20 protein-coding genes are annotated in these 22544 nt (G+C 38.6%); 15 read left to right on the top strand and 5 right to left on the bottom strand.

Going from position 1 to position 22544, the window contains the following annotated elements:
- Together D2V08_RS16455 and D2V08_RS16450 are read left to right on the top strand one after the other, a co-directional pair.
- Positions 1–765, top strand: a complete 765-nt coding sequence (locus D2V08_RS16455) for a TIGR02757 family protein (RefSeq protein WP_119609521.1) — start codon at positions 1–3, stop codon at positions 763–765.
- Positions 766–858: 93 nt separating this feature from the next.
- On the top strand, positions 859–2178 hold the full coding sequence (locus tag D2V08_RS16450) for an ADP-ribosylglycohydrolase family protein (RefSeq protein ID WP_220473413.1): 1320 nt from the start codon (positions 859–861) through the stop codon (positions 2176–2178).
- An 8-nt stretch (positions 2179–2186) separates the two neighbouring features.
- Here the strand turns inward: D2V08_RS16450 and D2V08_RS16445 are convergent, their stop codons facing one another.
- Entirely contained in the window at positions 2187–3326 is a 1140-nt protein-coding gene (locus tag D2V08_RS16445) for a Gfo/Idh/MocA family protein (RefSeq protein ID WP_119609519.1), read from the bottom strand.
- 143 nt (positions 3327–3469) lie between these two features.
- On the opposite strand from D2V08_RS16445, the gene D2V08_RS16440 reads away from it, so the two are divergent.
- From D2V08_RS16440 to D2V08_RS16395, 10 genes are all read left to right on the top strand, one after another.
- A complete protein-coding gene (locus D2V08_RS16440) occupies positions 3470–4954 on the top strand; it encodes a S10 family peptidase (protein ID WP_119609517.1) in 1485 nt (494 codons plus the stop codon).
- A gap of 112 nt (positions 4955–5066) precedes the next feature.
- Positions 5067–5759: an SGNH/GDSL hydrolase family protein gene (locus D2V08_RS16435; RefSeq protein ID WP_119609515.1), complete on the top strand. Its 693-nt coding sequence runs from the start codon at positions 5067–5069 to the stop codon at positions 5757–5759.
- A 138-nt stretch (positions 5760–5897) separates the two neighbouring features.
- Positions 5898–7679, top strand: coding sequence for a tetratricopeptide repeat protein (locus D2V08_RS16430; protein ID WP_147374172.1), 1782 nt, complete (start codon positions 5898–5900; stop codon positions 7677–7679).
- A 77-nt stretch (positions 7680–7756) separates the two neighbouring features.
- Positions 7757–8530 (top strand): sterol desaturase family protein, encoded by a 774-nt coding sequence (locus tag D2V08_RS16425; protein ID WP_220473412.1) that lies wholly within the window; start codon positions 7757–7759, stop codon positions 8528–8530.
- Between the two features lie 9 nt (positions 8531–8539).
- A complete protein-coding gene (locus D2V08_RS16420) occupies positions 8540–8989 on the top strand; it encodes a hypothetical protein (RefSeq protein WP_119609511.1) in 450 nt (149 codons plus the stop codon).
- A gap of 32 nt (positions 8990–9021) precedes the next feature.
- Positions 9022–10029, top strand: a complete 1008-nt coding sequence (locus tag D2V08_RS16415; protein ID WP_119609509.1) for a glycosyltransferase — start codon at positions 9022–9024, stop codon at positions 10027–10029.
- Between the two features lie 204 nt (positions 10030–10233).
- Complete coding sequence (locus D2V08_RS16410) at positions 10234–12156, top strand: BatA domain-containing protein (protein ID WP_245980610.1); 1923 nt, start codon at positions 10234–10236, stop codon at positions 12154–12156.
- Positions 12153–13406 (top strand): dihydroorotase, encoded by a 1254-nt coding sequence (locus D2V08_RS16405; RefSeq protein WP_119609505.1) that lies wholly within the window; start codon positions 12153–12155, stop codon positions 13404–13406. The genes D2V08_RS16410 and D2V08_RS16405 overlap by 4 nt, the downstream gene beginning before the upstream one ends.
- Positions 13403–13729, top strand: a complete 327-nt coding sequence (locus D2V08_RS16400) for a hypothetical protein (RefSeq protein WP_439108284.1) — start codon at positions 13403–13405, stop codon at positions 13727–13729. The genes D2V08_RS16405 and D2V08_RS16400 overlap by 4 nt, the downstream gene beginning before the upstream one ends.
- A 9-nt stretch (positions 13730–13738) precedes the next feature.
- Positions 13739–14398 carry an alpha/beta hydrolase gene (locus D2V08_RS16395; RefSeq protein ID WP_119609503.1) on the top strand — a complete coding sequence of 220 codons (660 nt, stop codon included), beginning with the start codon at positions 13739–13741 and terminating at the stop codon, positions 14396–14398.
- An 81-nt stretch (positions 14399–14479) separates the two neighbouring features.
- Here the strand turns inward: D2V08_RS16395 and D2V08_RS16390 are convergent, their stop codons facing one another.
- Together D2V08_RS16390 and D2V08_RS16385 are read right to left on the bottom strand one after the other, a co-directional pair.
- The gene (locus D2V08_RS16390; RefSeq protein WP_119609501.1) at positions 14480–14977 is read right to left on the bottom strand and encodes a hydrolase; all 498 of its coding nucleotides are present in this window, start codon (positions 14975–14977) and stop codon (positions 14480–14482) included.
- Positions 14978–14982: 5 nt separating this feature from the next.
- Positions 14983–15747: an MBL fold metallo-hydrolase gene (locus D2V08_RS16385; RefSeq protein ID WP_119609691.1), complete on the bottom strand. Its 765-nt coding sequence runs from the start codon at positions 15745–15747 to the stop codon at positions 14983–14985.
- Between the two features lie 89 nt (positions 15748–15836).
- On the opposite strand from D2V08_RS16385, the gene D2V08_RS16380 reads away from it, so the two are divergent.
- A complete protein-coding gene (locus tag D2V08_RS16380) occupies positions 15837–17288 on the top strand; it encodes a nucleotidyl transferase family protein (RefSeq protein WP_119609499.1) in 1452 nt (483 codons plus the stop codon).
- A gap of 155 nt (positions 17289–17443) precedes the next feature.
- Here the strand turns inward: D2V08_RS16380 and bcp are convergent, their stop codons facing one another.
- Positions 17444–17896, bottom strand: a complete 453-nt coding sequence (gene bcp, locus D2V08_RS16375) for a thioredoxin-dependent thiol peroxidase (protein ID WP_119609497.1) — start codon at positions 17894–17896, stop codon at positions 17444–17446.
- Between the two features lie 55 nt (positions 17897–17951).
- On the opposite strand from bcp, the gene D2V08_RS16370 reads away from it, so the two are divergent.
- Complete coding sequence (locus tag D2V08_RS16370) at positions 17952–18614, top strand: endonuclease III domain-containing protein (RefSeq protein WP_119609495.1); 663 nt, start codon at positions 17952–17954, stop codon at positions 18612–18614.
- A 253-nt stretch (positions 18615–18867) separates the two neighbouring features.
- Here the strand turns inward: D2V08_RS16370 and D2V08_RS16365 are convergent, their stop codons facing one another.
- A complete protein-coding gene (locus D2V08_RS16365; protein ID WP_119609493.1) occupies positions 18868–19452 on the bottom strand; it encodes an RNA polymerase sigma factor in 585 nt (194 codons plus the stop codon).
- Between the two features lie 250 nt (positions 19453–19702).
- Here D2V08_RS16365 and uvrA point away from each other — a divergent pair, with 250 nt between their 5' ends.
- Positions 19703–22480: an excinuclease ABC subunit UvrA gene (gene uvrA, locus D2V08_RS16360; protein WP_119609491.1), complete on the top strand. Its 2778-nt coding sequence runs from the start codon at positions 19703–19705 to the stop codon at positions 22478–22480.
- Positions 22481–22544: the final 64 nt, after the last annotated feature.

The following is a 22544-nucleotide window of genomic DNA, read 5'->3' as shown; positions in this document are numbered from 1 at the left end:
ATGACCAAAGCAGAACTCAAAGAATTTTTGGACGCCAAAGTATTGGAGTATAACCACCCCAAATTTTTGGAGGATGACCCCATACAGATTCCTCACCAATTTACCCAGAAAGAAGATATCGAAATCAGTGCATTTTTAACGGCCACCATTGCTTGGGGGAATCGCAAGAGCATTATCAACAATTCAAGAAAATTGATGAGTTTGATGGGCGATACACCTTACGATTTTGTAATGCACCACACCGAGGACAATCTGGAAAAACTCTCCACTTTTGTGCACCGTACCTTTAATGGGATTGATCTTGGTTACTTTGTAACCAGTTTGCAGAACATATATAAAAATCATGGTGGTTTGGAAGCTGTTTTTACCAAGTACCAAGCCAAGGATTCCATGCAACTTGCCATTTCCAAATTCAAAGAAGTATTTTTTGAACTACCGCATCAAACCCGCACCCAAAAACACGTTTCCGACCCCAACAAAGGTTCTGCTGCCAAGCGGATTAATATGTTTTTACGTTGGATGGTTCGCGACAACACGACAGGAGTGGATTTTGGACTTTGGAAAAACATTGAACCTGCCAAACTCTCCTGCCCGTTGGATGTACACTCAGGAAACGTAGCTCGTAAACTAAAGTTGCTCAAACGCAAACAAAATGATGCCAAGGCGTTAAAAGAACTGGACAAAAACCTCCGAAAACTGGATGCCACCGACCCCGTAAAATATGATTTTGCACTATTTGGGCTGGGAGTTTTTGAAAGGTTTTAGTTCAAACTCTTACCTTTTTTCATTTTAATGAAGGGGAAATCCGCTATCTTGGTTAAACAATTAATTTATTCATCACTAATGAAAATTTATCTTATGCTATTTTGCCTGCTTGCCTTAATCGGTTGCAGGACGGATGCCAATAAGAAAGACACAAAAGAAATCTCCAACCAAGAAGGAGTTACTCACATTAACATATCTCGGGATGATTACCATAACCAATTATATGGTTTTTGGTTGGGACAATGTATTGCCAATTGGACAGGGTTGGTGACGGAAATGGATAAAATTGGGAATATCGGGGAAATTAAAACTGGAGATTTTTATACTCGCGAAGATTGGGGCCAACCCGATCAGCCTAGCATTTGGGGTGAAGGAGTTCCAAGTGATCTTTCCCCTACCATTGATTTTGTATTTAGAGATTCAACGGAGATTTGGGGCTCAGACGATGATACGGATATCGAATATATCTACCAGCATCTTCTTTTTACCAACAAAACCAGTATGCTATCGCCAAAACAGATACGTGATGGATGGTTAAAACACATCAAATCTGAAGAAGAAAACTTCTTGTGGGTATCCAACCAAAAAGCATTTGATTTGATGAAAGAGGGATTTTTGCCTCCAGAGACAGGAAACCCCAAAAACAATGAGCATTTTGAAATGATTGATGCTCAACTAACAACCGAAATATTTGGCTTGTATGCCCCTGCCAGACCGGACATAGCGCTGAAAATGGCCACTTTGCCCATTAAAACTACTGCTAGGGAAGAGTCTGAAGATATATCAAAGTTTTATGTTGCTATGCACTCCTTGGCTTCTTTCGTGGATAAAGAGAAAACAATGGAGGAGCAAATCCATTGGATGGCCAACCAAGCAAGAGAGGTGCTTCCAAACGATTCCTACCCGGCCAAAATGTTTGATTATACCAAAAAACTGTACAATTCTGGTATTCCTTGGGAGCAAACACGGGATTCCATTTATGTAAGATATCAGGTGAACCAAATGGATGGTTACGATATAACTTCCAAAGGTTTGTATTGCAATGGTTGTTTTGCGGCAGGCATCAATTATGCAGCAAGTTTGGTAAGCTTGTTTTATGGTAAAGGAGACATCAAACAAACCATAAAAATTGGAACTTTAACAGGCTGGGATTCTGATAATCCAACTGCGACCTGGGGTGGTTTGTTGGGTTTTATGATAGGGAAAAATGGCGTGGAGGAAGCTTTTGGAAGGAATTTTTCCAATACATACAACATTCACAGAACCAGACAAAATTTCCCTGAAGACGGTATCGACACTTTTGAAAATATGGTAGAAAAAGGACTGACCATTATCGATCGTGTGATTACCGAAGAAATGGGAGGAACCGTTGATTTGAATAAAAATATCTGGACAATTCCTCTAAAACCTTGATTTGATAATTACCCTCCAAACCCATAACCAGGTTCAAAATCCAAGGCAATGGTCTCACCTCCGTTCGCAATTGATTTGTAGATGGCTTCCACAATCATCATATCACGTTTGCCCATTTCACCAGGGGCTAAATTGGGCTCATTAAACAATACATGCTTTGCAAAATCGTCCATTTGTAGTTTTTGTTGGCTCTCGTGCGGGAATTTAATGGTATCTCCTCTTGAGGTTTCACCACTCAACGGGCCATAATTATTAGCGGGTTGCAATTGAAACCATCCCGAAGACCCCGAAACATACATCGCATTCGCATTAAAATTATGTGAGGTGGAAATATTCCCCACTGCCCCACTTGGGAATTTAAATTGGGCCGTAATGGTTTCGTCTGTGTCCTTAAAATAATCTGGTCGAGTGCTAAATTCCTGCGCAGAAACAGAAATTGGATTTTCCCCTGTACCATAAATGGTACTTTGCACGGCATATACACCCATATTCATTAAGGCACCACCACCAGATAGCTTCTTGTTCAATCGCCATTGGTCCGGGTTGCCCGTAGAACGATAAGCAGCATCGGCAGATACGAATAAGATATCACCAAATGTTTTTTCTTTCACATATTCCTTAACCTGCTGCGTATAAGGTTCGGAATGCAAACGATAGCCCATACCGAGTTTTACCCCAGCTTCTTTGCACGCATTAATAATGGCGTCGCACTCGGCCACACTAATGCCCATGGGTTTTTCACAGATTACATGCTTGCCCGCTTTTGCCGCTCGAACACAAAACTCCGCATGCATACTGTTGGGTAGCACCACATATACCACATCAATATCCTCGTTGTTGGCGATATCATCAAAATTTTGATAATTGTAGATGTTCTTTTCAGGGATTCCATATTTATCCGCCCAAGCCTTCTCCTTTTGAGGGGTTCCAGTCACAATTCCAGCCAAATAGCAATGTTGGGTATCTTGCAAAGCAGGAGCCAACTGGTACGTGCTATAACTTCCCAGTCCCACTAAGGCAATGCCTAATTTCTTTTTACCCTGATTGCCCCCCATGGCACAGGCAAATGGTGATGACGATAATAAGGCGGCTCCTCCTATTCCTTTTGCGGTTAGGCTATTAAAATTTCTTCGGGTAAGACTTTTCATGAGATATAGATTTAGTGAGTGCTTTTAAAAATAAGAATTATACCTGAATCTAGTCTCGATTATAGGATTTACAATTCTTTTAACAAGGTAAGAACTTTCAAAATATGTATTTTTATAGACTAGACTAATTCAACCAAATAAAAATGAAAAAACTCTTACTGTTAGGCATTGCGCTATGCTCTACTCTGGCCTTTGCTCAAAAACGTAAATTACCTGTTGACACTACAATTACAACCCAACATGCAGTGACCATCAATGGCTCACGAATTGATTACACCGCAACTACCGGAACACAACCCGTTTGGGACGAATTGGGAGAACCGATTGCATCCTTGCATTATACGTACTATACCAAGAACGGTGTAAAAGATAGGTCATCCAGACCTTTATTGATTTCCTTTAACGGTGGTCCAGGTTCTGGTTCCGTTTGGATGCACTTGGCCTACACAGGCCCAAGAATCCTTAAAATTGATGATGAGGGGTATCCCGTACAGCCTTACGGCGTTAAGGAAAATCCATATTCTGTGTTGGACGTAACTGATATTGTGTACGTAAACCCAGTAAATACAGGTTATTCGCGCACTATTCCCGAAACAGGAAAAGAAGTGGACCGTAAAAAATTCTTCGGTATCAATGCCGACACCAAATATTTGGCCGAATGGCTAAACACTTTCGTTTCTAGAAACAACCGCTGGAACTCCCCTAAATATATTGTTGGTGAAAGCTATGGAGGTACCCGCGTAATGGGGCTTTCGTTAGCGCTTCAAAATCAACAATGGATGTATTTGAACGGTGTGATCATGGTTTCTCCTGCCGATTACAAGGTATTCCGTGACAATGACCCTGTTTCCAGTGCCTTGAACATGCCTTATTATGCAGCAGCTGCATGGCACCACAAAGCTTTACCATCAGATTTGCAAAGCAAGGACCTATTGGAAGTTTTACCAGAAGTTGAAGAATTCACGATTAATGAATTGTTACCAGCCATTGCCAAAGGTGGTTTTATACCTGAATCTGAACGTAAAGCGATTGCGGATAAAATGGCCCGTTATTCAGGCTTGAAATCAAAAGATATCATTGACCATAACCTGGATGTGCCTACGCAATTCTTTTGGAAAGCGCTTCTAAGAGAAAAAGGGGGATACACTATCGGACGTTTAGATAGCCGTTATTTGGGAATTGACAAAACCTTGGCGGGTACCCGACCAGATTATTCCCCTGAGCTAACCTCTTGGTTGCACAGTTTTACTCCTGCGATAAACTATTATTTGCAAGAGGAGCTTGATTTTAAAACGGATATCAAGTATAACATGTTCGGCCCTGTTCGCCCATGGGACGACAGCGATGATAATGTTAGGGACAATCTACGTCAAGCTATGGCGCAAAATCCATACTTGAATGTTTTGGTACAATCCGGTTATTATGATGGTGCTTGCACCTATTTTGCGGCCAAGTACACCATGTCACAAGTAGACCCAAGCGGTAGAATGAAAGACCGTTTCGAGTTTAAGGGATACCGTTCTGGTCACATGATGTATTTGAGAAATGAAGACTTAAAATCAGCCAATGAAGATATTAGAGCGTTTATTTTAAGAACCCAAGCCAAAGGGAAGAGCGCGAAATACTAATTGATTCATCAAACAACAAATCATTAAGCGGTATGTTTCTTTTGATTCATACCGCTTTTTTTATTGAAGTCATTTTGATTGAAATTCCCTATTTTTAGCTAAACTGCACATAATGAAAAAACAAACCATACTCTGTCTTATGCTTTCGTTCTTAGGATTGACGATTACTTCCAAAATTAAAGCCCAAGATTGGCCCAATTTGGAAAAATATAAAAATGCCAATGCTGAACTCCCCGCCCCTTCGGAAGAAGAAAATCGGGTCGTTTTTATGGGCAATTCCATTACCGAAATGTGGATAGGAACCCACCCAGAGTTTTTTAAAGAACATCCTTATGTGAATCGCGGAATCGGAGGACAGACCACACCACAGATGTTACTACGTTTCCGTCAAGACGTGATTAATCTAAATCCAAAAGTGGTGGTTATTTTAGCTGGAACCAACGATATTGCAGGTAATACAGGTCCAATGACGCTTGAGCAAATACATGATAATATCCTTTCTATGGTAGAATTGGCAAAAGCAAATGGTATTAAACCGATTGTTTGTTCAGTACTCCCCGCCTACGATTACCCTTGGAGACCAGGTTTGCAACCCAATATCAAAATTCCAAAGCTTAACAGCCTGCTCAAGAATATGACAGAAGCCCAAGGAGTAATGTACTTGGATTATTTCTCTGAAATGACCGATGATAGAAACGGACTTCCATCTGAATTGACCACGGACGAAGTACATGTCACCAAAAAAGGATACGAGGTCATGGAAAAAATGGTGGTTGAAAGCATAGGCAAAGCGCTAAATCAATAATGCTTACATTATATTTTAAATAGGTAACTTCATTTTATAGTTTATTAAGGCATCTTGCACATATATTTTATGATTTGATACATCGAGTCTGAGCATCGTTGGTATCTTTTGTATATTGGTCTCATCAATCAAACCAAAGTGAATCTTACTGACAATAGGGAGACTACAATTGCTGTTTTACCCTTTCAAATTATTGGTCGAACGGAAAATATAAGCCCAATAATTAGAGGGTTTACGGATGACCTTATTGTAAATTTTTCAAAATTCATTGGCCTATCCGTCATCTCACAATACTCTAGTCTTGGCATTAAAGATATTTATGATGCTAAATCGATTGCTCAATTAGGTGCGGATTATCTTATCACCGGAAGTTTTAGATCTACAGAAACCGGTTTCAGAATCAATGTACAATTAATAAGGACCAAGGACAACAAAGTGATTTTTGCAGGAAACCATGATGAAACCTTGGAAACCCTCCTAAATACTCAAGATACCATTACCCAACAAATTGTGAGCGTGCTACAAATTCAAATTCAGCACGACCTCCTCTCCTATTCCTACAAAAAGGAATCTGTGGAACTGGCCGCTTACGAAAATTGGCTCATGGGAATGGAAGAAGTTAAAAAAGGTACTATCGCAAGTGATTTAAGGGCCCGTGAATATTTCGAATCAGCTTTAAAAATTAACCCTTCATTTGCCAGAGCATATACCGGAATCTCGCTTACGTATTTTAATGAGTGGAGTTGTCAGTTGTGGGATCGTTGGGAACTCAGTCAAAAAGGAGCACATGATTATGCATTAAAAGCAATTGAACTGGATGAAAACGATTACGTTTCACTGTCCGTTTTGGGGCGGTCGTTTCTGTACTTGGGCGATTATCAAAAATCTGAGCATGTCCTTCGAAAATCACTTCGGATGAATCCTAGTGATGCTGATAATCTAATTCTGATATCCAATTGTTTTGTGTATTTAGAATATTTGGAAGAAGCAGAGCAATTTTACGATAAGGCCAGAAACCTTAATCCTTTACAACCAGAAGCCTATTTATTATCCGGTTTACTTATTTATTTTGAAAAAGGAGATTATGAAAAAGCGCTGGAATTAGGTGAAAAAATTTCCAACCTTGGTATATGGGTAGATTTAACAGCATTTCTCGCCGCCACCTGCTATCATTTAGGTGAGTATGATAAAATGCGTGATTATTGGAAAAAGTACGTATCAATTTTCAAAGTAAACATCAATAAAGGAAAAGAGCCCACAGACTTGGAAGCCGTAGAATGGCATAAAGTTATAAATCCGTATAAAGGCCATACAAAACTGGAGCCTTTTTGGAATTTTATGTTGGACAATCAAGGGGGAAAAATCAAACCCTTAAAACAAAGTGCTAATTCAGTTTCAAAAGGGGCATTCATAAATCAAGGTGAATTTTGGGAGTTAAAATACAAGAGCAAAAACATCACTATTAAAGATTCGAAGGGCTTGCACGACATTTATAAATTGTTGCAAAAACCCGAAGAGGAATTCCACTGCACGGAACTTATGGGTGCTGTTTTGTTGGCAGGAGGCACTGATATGATTGACCACAAGGCCAAATCAGAATACAAACAAAAAATTCAGGCATTGCAAATTGAAATTAGTGATGCGGAAGAAATGGGGTTAAATGAAAAAGCGCAACAGCACAGGGAAGAATTGGAGGCTTTAGTAAATCAACTATCTCAAACTGTTGGTATAGCCAATAAAACAAGAAAGACCGGTTCGTCCATAGAAAAATCGAGGGCTGCTGTTACTTGGCGTATTAGAAATATCATTAAAAAAATTGAAAAAGTACATCCACAGTTGGGCAAACATTTATCCAACTCCATAAGAACTGGGAGCTATTGTAGCTACAAACCCGAAGTTTGTCACGATTGGACTTTTTAGAAAAACTTATGGGGCAACTTACATTGTAAGGTAAAAACTTCTGCATAAAGGTTAAGCAATCTAAAAACATTAAACAAATGCTAGAGATTTTAAAAAGTTTACCTAACCCATGGGATGTGTTAATAGATCCCGTTTCATTAATTATTTTAGGTATGTATGCCTTATTGATTTTATGGGAAACATTTTTTCCCGCAAGAGAGCTCCCTAAAGTTAAGAACTGGAAACTTCGAGGGCTTGCATCCTTCGCCGTATTCTTTTACTTGTCCACTTATTTTCCTTTAGTATGGGATACGTATTTGGTAGATTACCAAATTTTTGACCTTACTGCTCTGGGTACTTTTGGAGGTGCGTTTGTAGCGGTTATGATTTATGAGTTTGGCCTGTATATATGGCATTACGCCATGCATAAAAATGATACACTCTGGAAAATTTTCCACCAAATGCATCATAGTGCGGAACGCATGGATAGTTACGGAGCGTTTTATTTTAGTCCAATGGATATGATTGGTTTCAGCTTATTGGGAAGCCTTTGTTTAGTTGTTGTAGCAGGATTTACGGCACAAGCAGCAACGCTTTTTATATTGATTACTACTTTTTTAGCTATTTTTCAGCATGCCAACATCAGCACACCCACATGGATAGGATACATTGTGCAACGTCCCGAAGCGCATACTGTGCACCATGCCAAAGGAATTCATGCTTACAATTATTCCGATATTTCTTTGTTCGATATTATTTTTGGAACATTTAATAACCCAAAAAGGTACGAGCATGAAACTGGATTTTATAACGGAGCATCCAAAAGAGTATGGGATATGTTAACTTTTAAGGACATCAATAAAAATCAATAAAATAAGCACATGTCCTGTACTAGACCCAATTTGGAAATGCAACGTCCCCATCATCATTCGCAATACACTGACAAGGAATTTATACATGCTTTTGAAAGTAGAGGTTTTCCCCCGAACCTCTTTACCCACGAGGCCCATCTTCGTTTGGCATGGATTTATTTAATACAATACGATGAGTCATTAGCTATTGATAAAACGTGTCAAGGCATTCAAAACTTTGACCAGTTCCATGGCGATGGCACTAAATATCATGTCACTCTTACCGTAGCTTCCGTAAAAGTGGTGCATCATTTTAGGCAAAAATCAACTGCTACCACCTTTGAAGAATTTATAATTGAATATCCCAGACTGATTACCTCCTTCAAAGAATTGCTGTCTCTACATTATGGCAAAGAAGTAATTTCTGACCCAAAAGCAAAAACAATCTATTTGGAGCCCGATTTGCTTCCATTTACTTAAAATTACTTCTCATGAATTAGTTACCTTGCAGCATGCAAAACGGTAAGGTTAGCATCATAATCCCTTTTAAAAACACTGCACATTTTCTTCCCGAATGTTTGGATTCCATTGTGAATCAAACCTATGGTCATTGGGAAGTCTTGGCCGTGAACGACCATTCTTCCGATGAAAGTTATGAGCTTCTTTCCTCCTATTCCCAAAAAGATGAACGTATAAAAGTCTTTCCAAATAAGGGCTCGGGTATTATTACTGCACTTCAAACCGGTTATGCAAATAGCAATGGTGACTTTGTCACACGAATGGATTCAGACGATATCATGAAGCCAAATCGATTAGAGGTCATGATAAATTCATTAAATGAAAACGGGAAGGGGCATGTTGCCGTTGGACAAGTGAAATATTTCTCCAACCGCGGCATCAGTAACGGTTATGAGCGGTATGAGCAATGGTTGAACCGATTGACGTCCTCTGGACATAATTTTGATGAAATTTACAAGGAATGTGTCATCCCTTCCCCTTGCTGGATGGTCCATCGTGAAAATTTTGAGGATTGTGAAGGTTTTGAACCCCAACGCTATCCCGAAGATTATGATCTTACTTTTAGATTTTATGAGCATGGGTTTCAAATTATCCCTTGCGATCAAGTGTTGCACCTTTGGCGGGATTATGATACCCGCACATCGCGCACCCACGAACATTATGCCCAAAATTATTTTTTGGACATTAAGCTCCATTATTTTTTAAAGTTAAATCACGATACAAACCGACCATTAGTGATTTGGGGTGCTGGATTTAAGGGAAAGAAGATTGCAAAAGGGTTAAAAAAACAAGGATTGGATTTTGTTTGGCTTTGTGACAATCCTAAAAAAATTGGCAAAAGTATCTATGGCAAAGAACTTGTCCATTTTGAAGCCTTGCAGAATCTGGACGACCCACAAAGTATTATCACTGTGGCCAATGAAGATGCGCAAAAAGAAATCAGGGCATATTTTTCCGAATTACGGCAGTCACCAATGGAGGACTACTTCTTTTTTTGCTAGGTTTTGACTATGTTTTCAGAAAGGGGATTCTTCGTTTTGCTAAGAATGACAAATAATAATATTCGGGACACTTGTGAAATTCTGGTTAAAAAAGATTCTTCGCGTTGCTCAGAATGACAAAGGTTGATTGCTCATTAACAATTGATAAATGAAGTTTGAAATCAGAATGTTTTAATGCCTATCTTTGATCAAGCAATATTGGGAATGCAGTTTAAACATCCAGAAATTCTTTGGGCACTTTTTCTTCTAATCATTCCTATTCTTATTCATTTATTTCAACTACGCCGTTTCAAGAAAACTCCGTTTACCAATGTGGCCATGCTACAAAAGGTTGTTTCGGAATCCAGAAAAAGTAATTCTCTTAAAAAATGGCTGCTTTTGTTTACGCGACTTTTACTCCTAGCTGCCATCATCACTGCCTTTGCACAACCCTTCACTTCTGCCACTACGGCGCTTCAGGAAAAGGAAACTGTGGTCTATTTGGACGATTCCTTCAGTATGCAAGCCAAGAATAACGGTATTTCACTTTTGGAAAAAGCAGTTCAGGATTTCATTAAGAATATTGATGTTGAAACTAAATTTAGTCTGTTCACAAATGAGAAAACATTTTCTAATGTTAGAATTGAAGATATTCAAAATTCGTTGCTCTCGCTCCCCTACTCCTATAAGCAACTTAATTTGAACGAAATTGGCTTAAAGGCGAATAGCTTGTTTTCTCAAAATAATAGCACGGTTAAAAACCTAATTGTGGTTTCGGACTTTCAAGAAAGATTAGCTTCTGGTAACAATTCGATGGACTCCACGTTGTCCGCCCACTTTGTTCCGATGCAGCCAAGAGAAATTCTAAATGTATCCATTGATTCCGTTTTTGTGGAAGATGGATTGAATGAACAGGCAACACTTCAAGTATTTCTGTCCGGCGGAAATGAGGATGAAGCATTACCCATTTCATTATATAACGATGATCAATTGATTGCCAAAACAGCAGCAAAATTTAAATCAAACGGGAATGCGGAAGTCAAATTTACCATTCCCGCAAATGAGCAACTGAATGGACGATTGAGTATTATCGATAATGCCTTGGGGTATGACAATAAGTTCTATTTCAACATCAATTCCAAAGAGAAGATAAAGATTTTAGCGGTCAGTGAGTCGGACAGTGATTATTTGAACCGATTGTTCCGTGGTGATGAGTTTGAATTTCAGAAATATGCCCTAAATCAACTGGATTACAGTAATTTGGGCAATCAAAATGTGGTGATTCTGGATAATTTAACTACAATTCCAAACAGCTTACAAAATATACTGCGCACTTTTAAAAAAGATGGAGGAACTTTAATTATAGTTCCCGCCATCAATAGTGATATCTCATCATACAATACGTTATTATCTAGTATATCGGCCACCGATTTTTTAGAAAAAATCGCATTGAATGTACAATTAACCAATATAACATTCGACCATCCGTTGTACCGCAACGTTTTTGAGCAGGAAGTGACCAATTTTCAATATCCATCAGTAAAAGAACATTTTAGAATACAGACCAATCTGCCAACGGCATTGTCCATGGATGGTGGCGACTCCTTTTTATCCGGTGATGATGGGCTATACGTTTTTACGGTTCCATTGACATTGGAAAATTCCAACTTCATAAACTCTCCATTGATTGTGCCGACATTCTATAATATGGTTCAATCCAGTTTGCAGATACCGAAGCCCCATCAAACCCTGGGTGAGGCAACCACTGTGGATATTTCCGCTCAAATTGGCAATGATGATATTTTAAAGGTGTCCAAAGAAGGATATGAGTTTATTCCACTTCAGCAGACTTTTCCAAATCGGTTAAGGGTAGCTTTTGACCAAAACCCGACTGAAGACGGTATTTATTCGATTCTGCAGAACGAACAAGCTTTACAAAATATCAGTTTTAATTACCCTAGAACGGAAAGTCAACTCAAATATCTGGATATCGGAGCATTGGAAAATATAAACACTATGGATTCCATTCCGGAGCTGTTCGAATATCTGAAAGCGGAGAGCAACATAACCGCTTTTTGGAAATGGTTTGTTATTTTAGCGTTGCTTCTGGCGCTTATAGAGGTTATCATTCAAAAATTTGTTACATGAACATTCTGCTGAAGTCTGCAAAAATTATATGCCCAGAGAACAAGGAACTTCACTTGAAAAAGCGTGATATCCTTATCAAAAAAGGAATTATTGAAAAAATTGGCGCCGCTGTGGAAGCTCCTTCCAACATAAAAGTGCTGGACAAAAAAAACTTGCACGTTTCTCTCGGATGGTTCGATAGCAGCGTAAGTTTTGGTGAACCCGGTTTTGAAGAACGAGAAACCATTGCCAACGGATTGTTTACAGCTGGCAAAAGTGGATTTACCGATATTATACTCAATCCTAATACTAATCCTGTACCTGATACAAGTTCCGATGTGGTATTTTTAAAAGAGCGTGGACTAGGTAAAGTAACGAAAATTTATCCTCTAGGTACATTGACCAAGAATGCAGATGGTGTTGACCTTGCGGAGCTTTTTGATATGAAAAATGCAGGAGCCGTAGCATTCTTCGATTTCAAAAAACAGATTTCCAATCCAAATCTGCTAAAAATAGCCTTGCTATACGCCCAAAATTTTGATGGACTGGTCTATTCTTTTCCACAGGATGGTAACATTAAAGGAAATGGGGTTGCACATGAAGGAGAAGTGTCAACAAAATTGGGACTCAAGGGAATTCCTGCACTTTCAGAGGAATTGCAAATAGCACGCGATCTTTTTATTTTGGAATATACGGGTGGTAAACTACATATACCTACCATTTCTTCTGCTGGTTCGGTAAAGCTTATCGCCGAGGCCAAGAAAAAAGAATTGGATGTTACCTGTAGTGTTGCGGTTCATAATCTCTTTTTTTCGGATGAAACCCTTAAGGATTTTGACACCTATTTTAAGGTATCTCCTCCGCTACGGACAAAATCCGATAGTAAGGCATTGATCAAAGGATTGAAAAATGGAACCATAGATTTTGTAACCTCGGACCATATACCCATGGATATTGAGCACAAACGTGTGGAATTCGACAATGCAAAAAGTGGTAGCATTGGTTTGGAGTCGGCTTTTGGAGCATTGAATACTATTTTTGAGCTGGAAGAGACCGTCTCTTTTTTGACAAAAGGTCGTTCTCGATACCAAGTTGAAACCCCTGAACTTAAAGAAGGTTCCAAAGCATGTTTAACCCTTTTCAATCCTGATGGAGAGTACACCTTTGAGACAACGGATATACTTTCTACATCAAAAAATAGTATGTTCCTAGGCTCCGAATTAAAAGGAAAAGTATATGGAATCATAAACAATGACCAAAGCACACTATGATGAGTAATTCCAACCCCGGAAAAACCACCGCAATTGTAGCATACATTACCATTATAGGCTGTTTGATAGCCATCACCATGAATATTGAACCCAAGAACGCCTTTGCCCGTTTTCATATTCGGCAAGCTTTCGGAATCCATATTCTTTTTCATGCGTTGGCTATTTTATTAACGTACACTGGTTTTGTTTACCTATCAGTTCCAATCTACATTTTTTACCTTATTATTTGGGTGTATGGTTTTCTGCAAGTTTTAAATGAAGCGACCAAACCATTACCTGTTTTGGGTAAATACTTTCAGAAATGGTTCACATTCATATCATAAATTAAAATAATGCCCCTAAAACCTTTATCCTTAACATATTTACTACGACCATCCTCAATAAAATCTGGTAAAACCCCTGCACTTTTTATGTTCCATGGTTATGGTAGCAATGAGGAGGACCTTTTTTCCTTTGCACCGGAACTACCGGAAGAATTAATGGTTTTTTCCGTAAAAGCAACTTATGACCTTGAACCTTTTGGACATGCTTGGTATGCCATAAATTTTGATGCAGAACAAGGGAAATGGAGCGACGATGAACAGGCGAAAGAGTCTAGGGATAAAATTATCGCCTTTATTGATGAGGCGATTGATGCGTACGATCTGGACAAGGACAATATCACCCTTTTAGGTTTTAGCCAAGGTACCATTCTAAGCTATGCGGTTGCGTTATCCTACCCTAATAAAATAAAGAATGTAATTGCGCTGAGCGGATACATCAATGAAAATATTTTGCAGGAAGATTATACGGAAAAAGACCACAGTTGTTTAAATTTCTATGCGTCACACGGGCAAGTGGACCAGGTAATTCCTTTGGAATGGGCCCAAAGAGCTCCTGAGTTCCTAAAAAAATTGGACATTCCGACTACGTATCAAGAATTCCCTGTTGGGCATGGCGTTTCCCAACAAAACTTCTTTTCCTTTAAAAAGTGGTTGGAGGAGCATATTTGATTTTTGTTTGTCATTCCGTGCTTGACACGGAATCTCATCCAACAATCTGAGACCCTGAAACGAGTTCAGGGTGACGTAAAACTAATAATCCTGAGGAGCATACAGCAAATGTTCGGCCAAGGTGAAATCCACACTTAAATCATCTTTGAGCTCATATTTTATAATGAGGTCTCCCCAATATTTTCCATCGGAGAAATCCGCTAAAATCCATTTATGGTTAAGCACCTTGATTTTATTAATTTTGAAATCACTTTCCATCCCTTCGTAAGGAATCAAAGGGTTGTCTCCTTTTTGTTCATTGGTTTCCAATAACTTATCTTGAATGTAGAGTGATGGGTTTTCTAAATTCAAATGCTCATAATATGCTAGAGCATCATCGTTATTTTCCAAAGTAAAATACTGCATATCCAATACTTTAAGATGCATCGTTTGTAAGGAATCCTTGAGTTCTTCCACCTCAGTTTGCAATTGATTTACGTCTGTGGTCAATGCTTTTTGCATATTGTTCCCTGTTACAAATTGAAAAAGAGCCAATAGCGCTGCAAAAACAAATAGGTATAGAAAAATTCTACTCTTCATGGAGTTTATATTTTTAATTGTAGGTTATCGTAGGCCAAATGTATGTTTTTGGGAAGACTTTTTTCCACTTCTTCATGAAATCCCAACAAAGCACTAATATGGGTGAAATAGGTCTGCTCTGCCCCTACTTCTTCAGCAAACTCTAAAGCTTCTTCCAAATTAAAATGGGAATGGTGTGGTTCTATCCGTAGCGCATTAACTACCAAGACCTTGGCACCTTTCATTTTTTTTATTTCGTCTTTATCTACCCTTTTTACATCCGTCATATACACAAACTCACCAAATCGATATCCAAAAACTTGTAGTCGATTGTGAAATGCTTCAATAGGAACCACGTCCAAATCTCCAAGAGTAATATTCTGACCCTTTACAAGTTCAAAAACCTGTACGGCAGGTGCTCCAGGATAACGGTCTTCATCAGCAAAAATATAGTCAAAACGCCTTTTAAGGGAATCAAGAACCCTTGGGTGCGCATAAATGGGAATATCTCCTTGCCTAAAGAAAAACGGGCGAATATCATCAATTCCTGCTGTGTGATCCGCATGCTCGTGTGTAAATAAAATACCATCCAACTTATCAATGGGATTCGTAAGCATTTGTTGTCTAAAATCAGGGCCACAATCAATTACGTAGTTGTAATTCTTCCATGAAATCAATACGGAAACACGTAGTCTTTTGTCTTTTGGATCTTTGCTCAGACAAACGGGGTGGTTACTTCCAATTACTGGTATTCCCTGCGAAGTTCCCGTACCCAAAAAAGTAATGGTCATCTTATCATCCATTATATCCAAAATTATAACTTATTTATTTAATAGATTGATTGAAGAGTGTAACTTTGCTGTACTTTAAAAATTAGGATATGCCTAGCGTACCAAGCAAAGAAAATGCTTTTGAAAATATTCCTTCCATAAAGGCGAAAACCCTTAGGATCAATTTGAACCAAGATATTTATGGAACCTTTGCCGAGATTGGCGCAGGACAAGAAACTGCCAGACACTTTTTTAGGGCTGGTGGTGCTTCTGGTACCATTGCAAAGGCGATGAGTGCTTACGATAAATCTTTTAGTGATGCCATTTATGGTATTGAGGAAGATGGGCGCTATGTTACCCAATCCCGATTAAAAAAGATGTTGGACCACGAAATGCGGTTGGTCGAAGAGCGAATCAGTAGGGATAGTAATCCTGATTATTTGTTCTTTAGTTATGCCAATACCGTGGCCACCATAGATTTTTCCAAACGATACAAGGGACATGGTTGGGTTGGTCTTCGTTTTCAATTGGATCCCGACCAGAAGGAATACGATGAAATTGTACTTCATATTCGTTTTAAACAAAATGAAGCCAGATTACAGCAAGAAACTTTAGGAATTCTTGGGGTAAACTTGATTTATGGTGCATTTTTCAAGTTCCATAAGCCAAGAAAACTTTTAAAATATCTGTACGATCATATCGACCAAGATACTTTAGAGATTGATATGATCAATTTTACGGGACCTAATTTTGCGGATGTAGATAATCGTTTGATGAGTCTTCAGCTTATTAAAAACGACATGACAGATGCTGTAATGTTCGGTCCTGACGGAAACAACTTGCTTCCTGCTGCAGTACTTTATAAAAAGAGTATTTTGGCGCTTCGGGGTAGTTTTAGGCCAGTTACCAAGGTAAATATGGACATGTTCCAAAAGTCCTACGATATATTTGTTCGGGAACAGACGGTCGAATACGAGAATACCATTGTAGTTTTTGAGATAACACTGTCCAACCTTAAGGCTTCTGGCGAAATTGATGAGCAGGACTTTATGGACCGAGCTGAATTGTTGTGTTCATTGGGCCACACGGTACTGATATCCAAGTTCCAAGAGTATTATAAATTGGTAGAATACTTTCACAATTACACCAAGGCTAAGATTGGCTTGACCATGGGTGTCAATAACTTGGTAGACGTATTTGATGAAAAATACTATCGTCACCTAAGTGGTGGTATTCTGGAGGCATTCGGAAAACTATTCTTTAAAGATTTGAAGGTTTATCTATACCCGATGAAAGACACAGAAACCGGACAAATACTTACCAGTAATAACGTTAAGGTGCACCCTAGAATGAAGGAATTGTACAAATTCTTTAAGTACAATGGTAAGGTAATGGATATTATTGACTACGATCCGGAAGTACTTCATATTTTCTCGAGAAATGTGCTCAAGAAAATCATTAATAAAGATGAAGGGTGGGAAAACGAACTGCCAGAAGGTATTGCAGAGATTATAAAAGAGAAGAACTTGTTCACTAAAAAGGTTCTGGAGAAAAAAGAATAATAAAAAAGGCGCTAAATCAGCGCCTTTTTTATTATTAAATTATACTACTCCCGATTGTGTCGTTCTGAGCATAGCGAAGAATCTAATCTGCACGTTAAAATGGGAAAATAGATTCTTCAGCTGCATTGCTCCTTCAGAATGACAACATAATAGTTTTACGCCAATATTTGAGCGGCGTGGTCTTTGGTTTTTACTTTTTCGATTACATTTTCTACAACCCCATCTCCATCAATCACAAAAGTGGTTCGGTGAATTCCATCGTATTCCTTCCCCATGAATTTTTTGGGCCCCCAAACACCAAAGGTGTTGATTACCGTATGGTCTTCATCCGCCAATAACGGAAAAGGAAACTCGTATTTGTTCTTAAAATTGGATTGCTTCTTTTCTGAATCGGCACTTATACCCAAAAGTTCAAAGCCTTGGTCCTGCAATTCCTTGTAATTATCTCTCAAATTACAGGCCTCCGCTGTGCAACCTGGTGTATTTGCTTTTGGATAGAAAAAGACTACTAGTTTTTTTCCTTTATAATCGCTTAGATTAATTGTGTTGCCGTCTTGGTCTTTTGCTGAAAAATCAGGTACTTTATCTCCTACTTTTAACATATTCATGTGCGTTGCTCTTGAATTAATTGTTTAATATTTACATTAACAAAGTTAAACAAATATGACCAAACAAGAAAAGGTTGATTTCACCATCAAAACCTTGGATAAACTATATCCTACAATACCCATCCCCTTGGATCACAAAGACCCTTATACATTATTAATAGCGGTATTGTTGTCTGCCCAAAGTACGGATGTTCGTGTAAACCAGATTACCCCGTTGTTATTTGATAAAGCGGATAATCCCTATGATATGGTGAAGCTTTCGGAGGAAGAGATTCGGGAAATTATTAAACCCGTGGGCCTCTCCCCTATGAAATCGAAGGGAATTTATGGACTTTCAAAAATTTTGATTGAGAAGTATAATGGTGAAGTACCTAGAGACATTGCACTACTTGAAGAATTACCGGCAGTTGGGCATAAAACTGCTAGTGTAGTGGTTTCACAGGCTTTTGGAATTCCTGCTTTTCCAGTTGATACACACATTCATAGACTAATGTATAGATGGGGTTTCAGCAATGGAAAAAATGTGGTACAGACGGAACGTGATGCCAAACGATTGTTCCCAAAAGAAATTTGGAATCGATTACATCTTCAAATTATTTGGTATGGTCGAGAGTACTCGCCAGCAAGGGGTTGGGACCTAGAAAAAGATATTATAACCAAGACTATTGGAAGAAAATCAGTGATCAACGAATACTATAAAAACAAAAAGAGCCGCTAATTGCGGCTCTTTTCGTCAGTTTGATCCTTAAATTAATTCAATGTTACTTCAAACTGGTGTTTTTTGTAGTCAACTACATGAATCGATTTTGAAAAGCTAAGTAAGAAATCAACTGTTTTCTGACTCGCTTTTACCGTTTTTACGGATTTTTGTTCTTCAGAGTAAATGTTTTCCATATTCTAGCGTAAGTAATTGTTTCCATAGTATAACGGCGCTAGATTGGAAATATTGCAGGTTTCGACGTAATGCTCGATTAATTCGTTAAAACGATATTTTTACGCTCAACTATTTTTCTAAGGTTTATAAGGGCATATCGCATCCTTCCCAAGGCTGTATTGATGCTAACATCCGTATTTTCGGATATTTCCTTAAAGCTCATATCCTTGTATATGCGCATGATCAACACTTCTTTTTGATCATCTGGCAATTCATCAATTAAGAGCGTTAAGTCGCTTTCTATTTGATCTTTAATAATTTGCTTTTCAGCATTCAACTTTTCGTCTTTAATTACAGAAAAGATGTTGAAGTCATCACTACCCTCAAATTTGGGCATTCTTTTGTTTTTGCGAAAATGGTCTATCACCAAGTTGTGAGCAATTCGCATCACCCAAGGTAAAAATTTACCCTCTTCGCTATACTTTCCTTTTTTCAAGGTTTTGATTACCTTGATAAAAGTGTCTTGGAAGATGTCCTCTGCAACATCTCTGTCCAAAACTTTGCTGTAAATAAAGCTGGTGATTCTTTGGTTGTGCCTGTTGATAAGAATTTCAAGAGCCTTTTCGTCTCCGTCAATGTAGTTCTTTACTAAAATCGAGTCTTTAATCTGTAGTTGTTCCATACAAATTACTTTTTTTGGGTTAAAATCAAAGCCCTCCCTTTCTAAGAAAGACTTTAGTTATTCAGTTTTTAATCTTTAAAAAGTAATTATTCTGTATAGGCCTATCAGGATTTTAATTACACTTCAAATATAGATAAATAGGGAGGCGACCTAAAATCTATGTTGTGAGTTGACGATTTTTATATGTTAACTGTTACAATATACGTATTAAGTGTGGTGTATCGTATCTTTGAGACCCTAATTTTAACAAATGGCAATCAATATAAACGTAGACCCCAAGCAGAATATTATTATTAAAGGTGCCAAACTGCATAACCTTAAAAATATTGATGTTGTTATCCCAAGAAATAAACTGGTGGTAATCACTGGATTATCGGGTTCTGGAAAGTCTAGCTTAGCTTTTGACACTTTATACGCGGAAGGACAGCGCAGATACGTGGAGAGCCTCTCTTCTTATGCCCGACAGTTTTTAGGGAAACTGGACAAACCCAAAGTGGATTATATAAAAGGTATAGCCCCTGCGATTGCCATAGAACAAAAAGTAAACTCTACCAATCCTCGTTCCACGGTGGGGACCACTACCGAAATATATGACTACCTAAAGTTGTTGTATGCGAGAATTGGAAAGACCCTATCCCCTATTTCCGGTAAAGAAGTAAAGAAGCATACCGTAACCGATGTCATTAATTATATAAAAGGACTTAATGAAAGGGATAAACTCTTGTTATTGGCTCCTATCACTATTACCGAAGAACGAGAACCTTTAAAATCTTTGGAGCTTTTTTCCAAACAAGGTTATGCTCGTATAAAATATAAAGGTGAGGTTATCCGAATTGATCAAGCTCCTGAAGATATCGGAAGGGAGTTTGATTTGGTCGTAGATCGTATCATTGTAAAGGATGATGAGGATTTTTATAATCGTTTGGCCAATGCAGTTGACAATGCCTTTTTTGAAGGAAAGGGTCAATGTACCATCGAAAATCTTCAAACCGGGGATATCAAAACTTTTAGCAACCAGTTTGAACTGGATGGAATGAAATTTTTGGAGCCCAACGTGCATCTTTTCAGTTTCAACAACCCTTACGGTGCCTGTCCCAAATGTGAAGGTTACGGAGATGTTATCGGTATTGATGAAGACTTGGTGATTCCCAACACCGCATTATCCGTCTATGAAAATGCTATTTTTCCGTGGCGCGGTGAAAGTATGGGGTGGTACAGAGATCAATTGGTGAACTCTGCATACAAATTCGATTTCCCAATTCACAAACCTTGGTTTGAACTTTCAGAAGAACAAAAACAATTGGTATGGGAAGGGAACGAACATTTTATCGGTATCCATAAGTTTTTTGAACAACTGGAAGAAAAGAGTTATAAAATCCAGAACAGGGTTATGCTGTCCCGTTATCGTGGAAAAACAAGATGTTCCATATGTAAAGGAAAACGTCTACGTAAAGAAGCAGATTATGTAAAGGTAGGAGGAAAATCCATTTCCGATTTGATTGAATTGCCAATCAATCAATTAATGCCATTTTTTGAGGCACTTCAACTTTCCGAACACGACTCTGCAGTTTCAAAAAGATTACTAAAGGAAATTACTACGCGTTTGGACTTTTTGGACAAGGTTGGTTTGAGCTACCTCACCTTAAATAGAAAATCCAACACCCTTTCTGGAGGGGAAAGTCAACGAATCAATTTGGCAACATCCTTGGGAAGTAGTTTGGTGGGGTCTATGTATATTTTGGATGAACCCAGTATTGGATTACACCCCAGAGATACCGAGAATCTGATTGAGGTGCTGAAATCACTTCGTGATTTGGGCAATACAGTAATTGTAGTGGAACATGATGAAGATATCATGAAAGCCGCTGATGAAATCATCGATATTGGTCCCGAAGCAGGAACCCTTGGTGGTAATGTTGTGGCCGCCGGAGATTGGGAAGCCATCCTCAAATCAGACTCCTTAACAGCTTCCTATCTTAATGGTACTATGGAAATTCCTGTTCCCAACGAACGTAGAAATTCCAAACATTACATACAAATAAAAGGAGCAAGAGAAAACAATCTTAAAAATATTGATGTCACTTTCCCACTAAATGTACTTACTGTGGTTACAGGCGTGTCAGGAAGTGGAAAAAGTACTTTGGTCAGGAAAATACTTTACCCCACCATATTAAAAGAAACGGGAGGGTATGGAGAAAAGGCCGGTCAGTTCTCGGCGATGGAAGGAAAATATGCCCACATCAAACATGTGGAATTCGTGGATCAAAACCCCATTGGTCGTTCTTCACGATCCAACCCCGTGACCTATATAAAAGCATACGATGATATTCGTAGTCTGTTTGCATCTCAAAAATTGAGTAAGCTAAGAGGATATAAAGCCAAGCATTTTTCTTTTAATGTAGATGGTGGGCGTTGCGAAAAATGTAAAGGCGAAGGTGAAATTACGGTAGAAATGCAATTTATGGCCGATGTACATTTGGAATGCGATGCCTGTGGTGGCAAACGATTCAAAAAAGAAATTTTGGAGGTCCAATTTGAAGGAAAGAACATTGACGACATCCTTAATATGACCATTGATGATGCCATCGAGCACTTTTCAGCCCACAAACAAGATAAAATTGTTACCAAGCTAAAACCCTTGCAAGATGTTGGCCTGGGATACGTGGCTCTGGGTCAGTCCTCCTCTACCCTTTCTGGCGGTGAAGCACAACGTATAAAATTGGCTTCGTTCTTGGTTAAAGGACATACCAAAGAAAAAGCCCTGTTCATCTTTGATGAACCTACCACGGGTCTTCACTTCCATGATATTAAAAAATTGCTTAAGTCTTTTGATGAGCTAATTGACAAAGGACATTCCGTAATTGTGATAGAGCACAACATGGAACTCGTAAAATGTGCCGATTACATCATAGACCTTGGTCCGGAAGGTGGTGAAAAAGGGGGTAATTTGGTGGTTGAAGGAACTCCCGAAGAGATTATCCAAAATAAGGAATCCTATACTGCAAAATACTTGAAGGGCACTCTTTAAATTATCATCAAAAGAAAAAAGCCAAAAATGAATTAACTCATAGTTGATTCTAATTTAATTACAC

The organism is Flagellimonas lutimaris, from assembly GCF_003581615.1.
Taxonomy (GTDB): Bacteria; Bacteroidota; Bacteroidia; order Flavobacteriales; family Flavobacteriaceae; genus Flagellimonas; species Flagellimonas lutimaris.
Note: the sequence above shows the minus strand (reverse complement) of the source record. Positions and strands in the feature narration are given on the sequence as shown.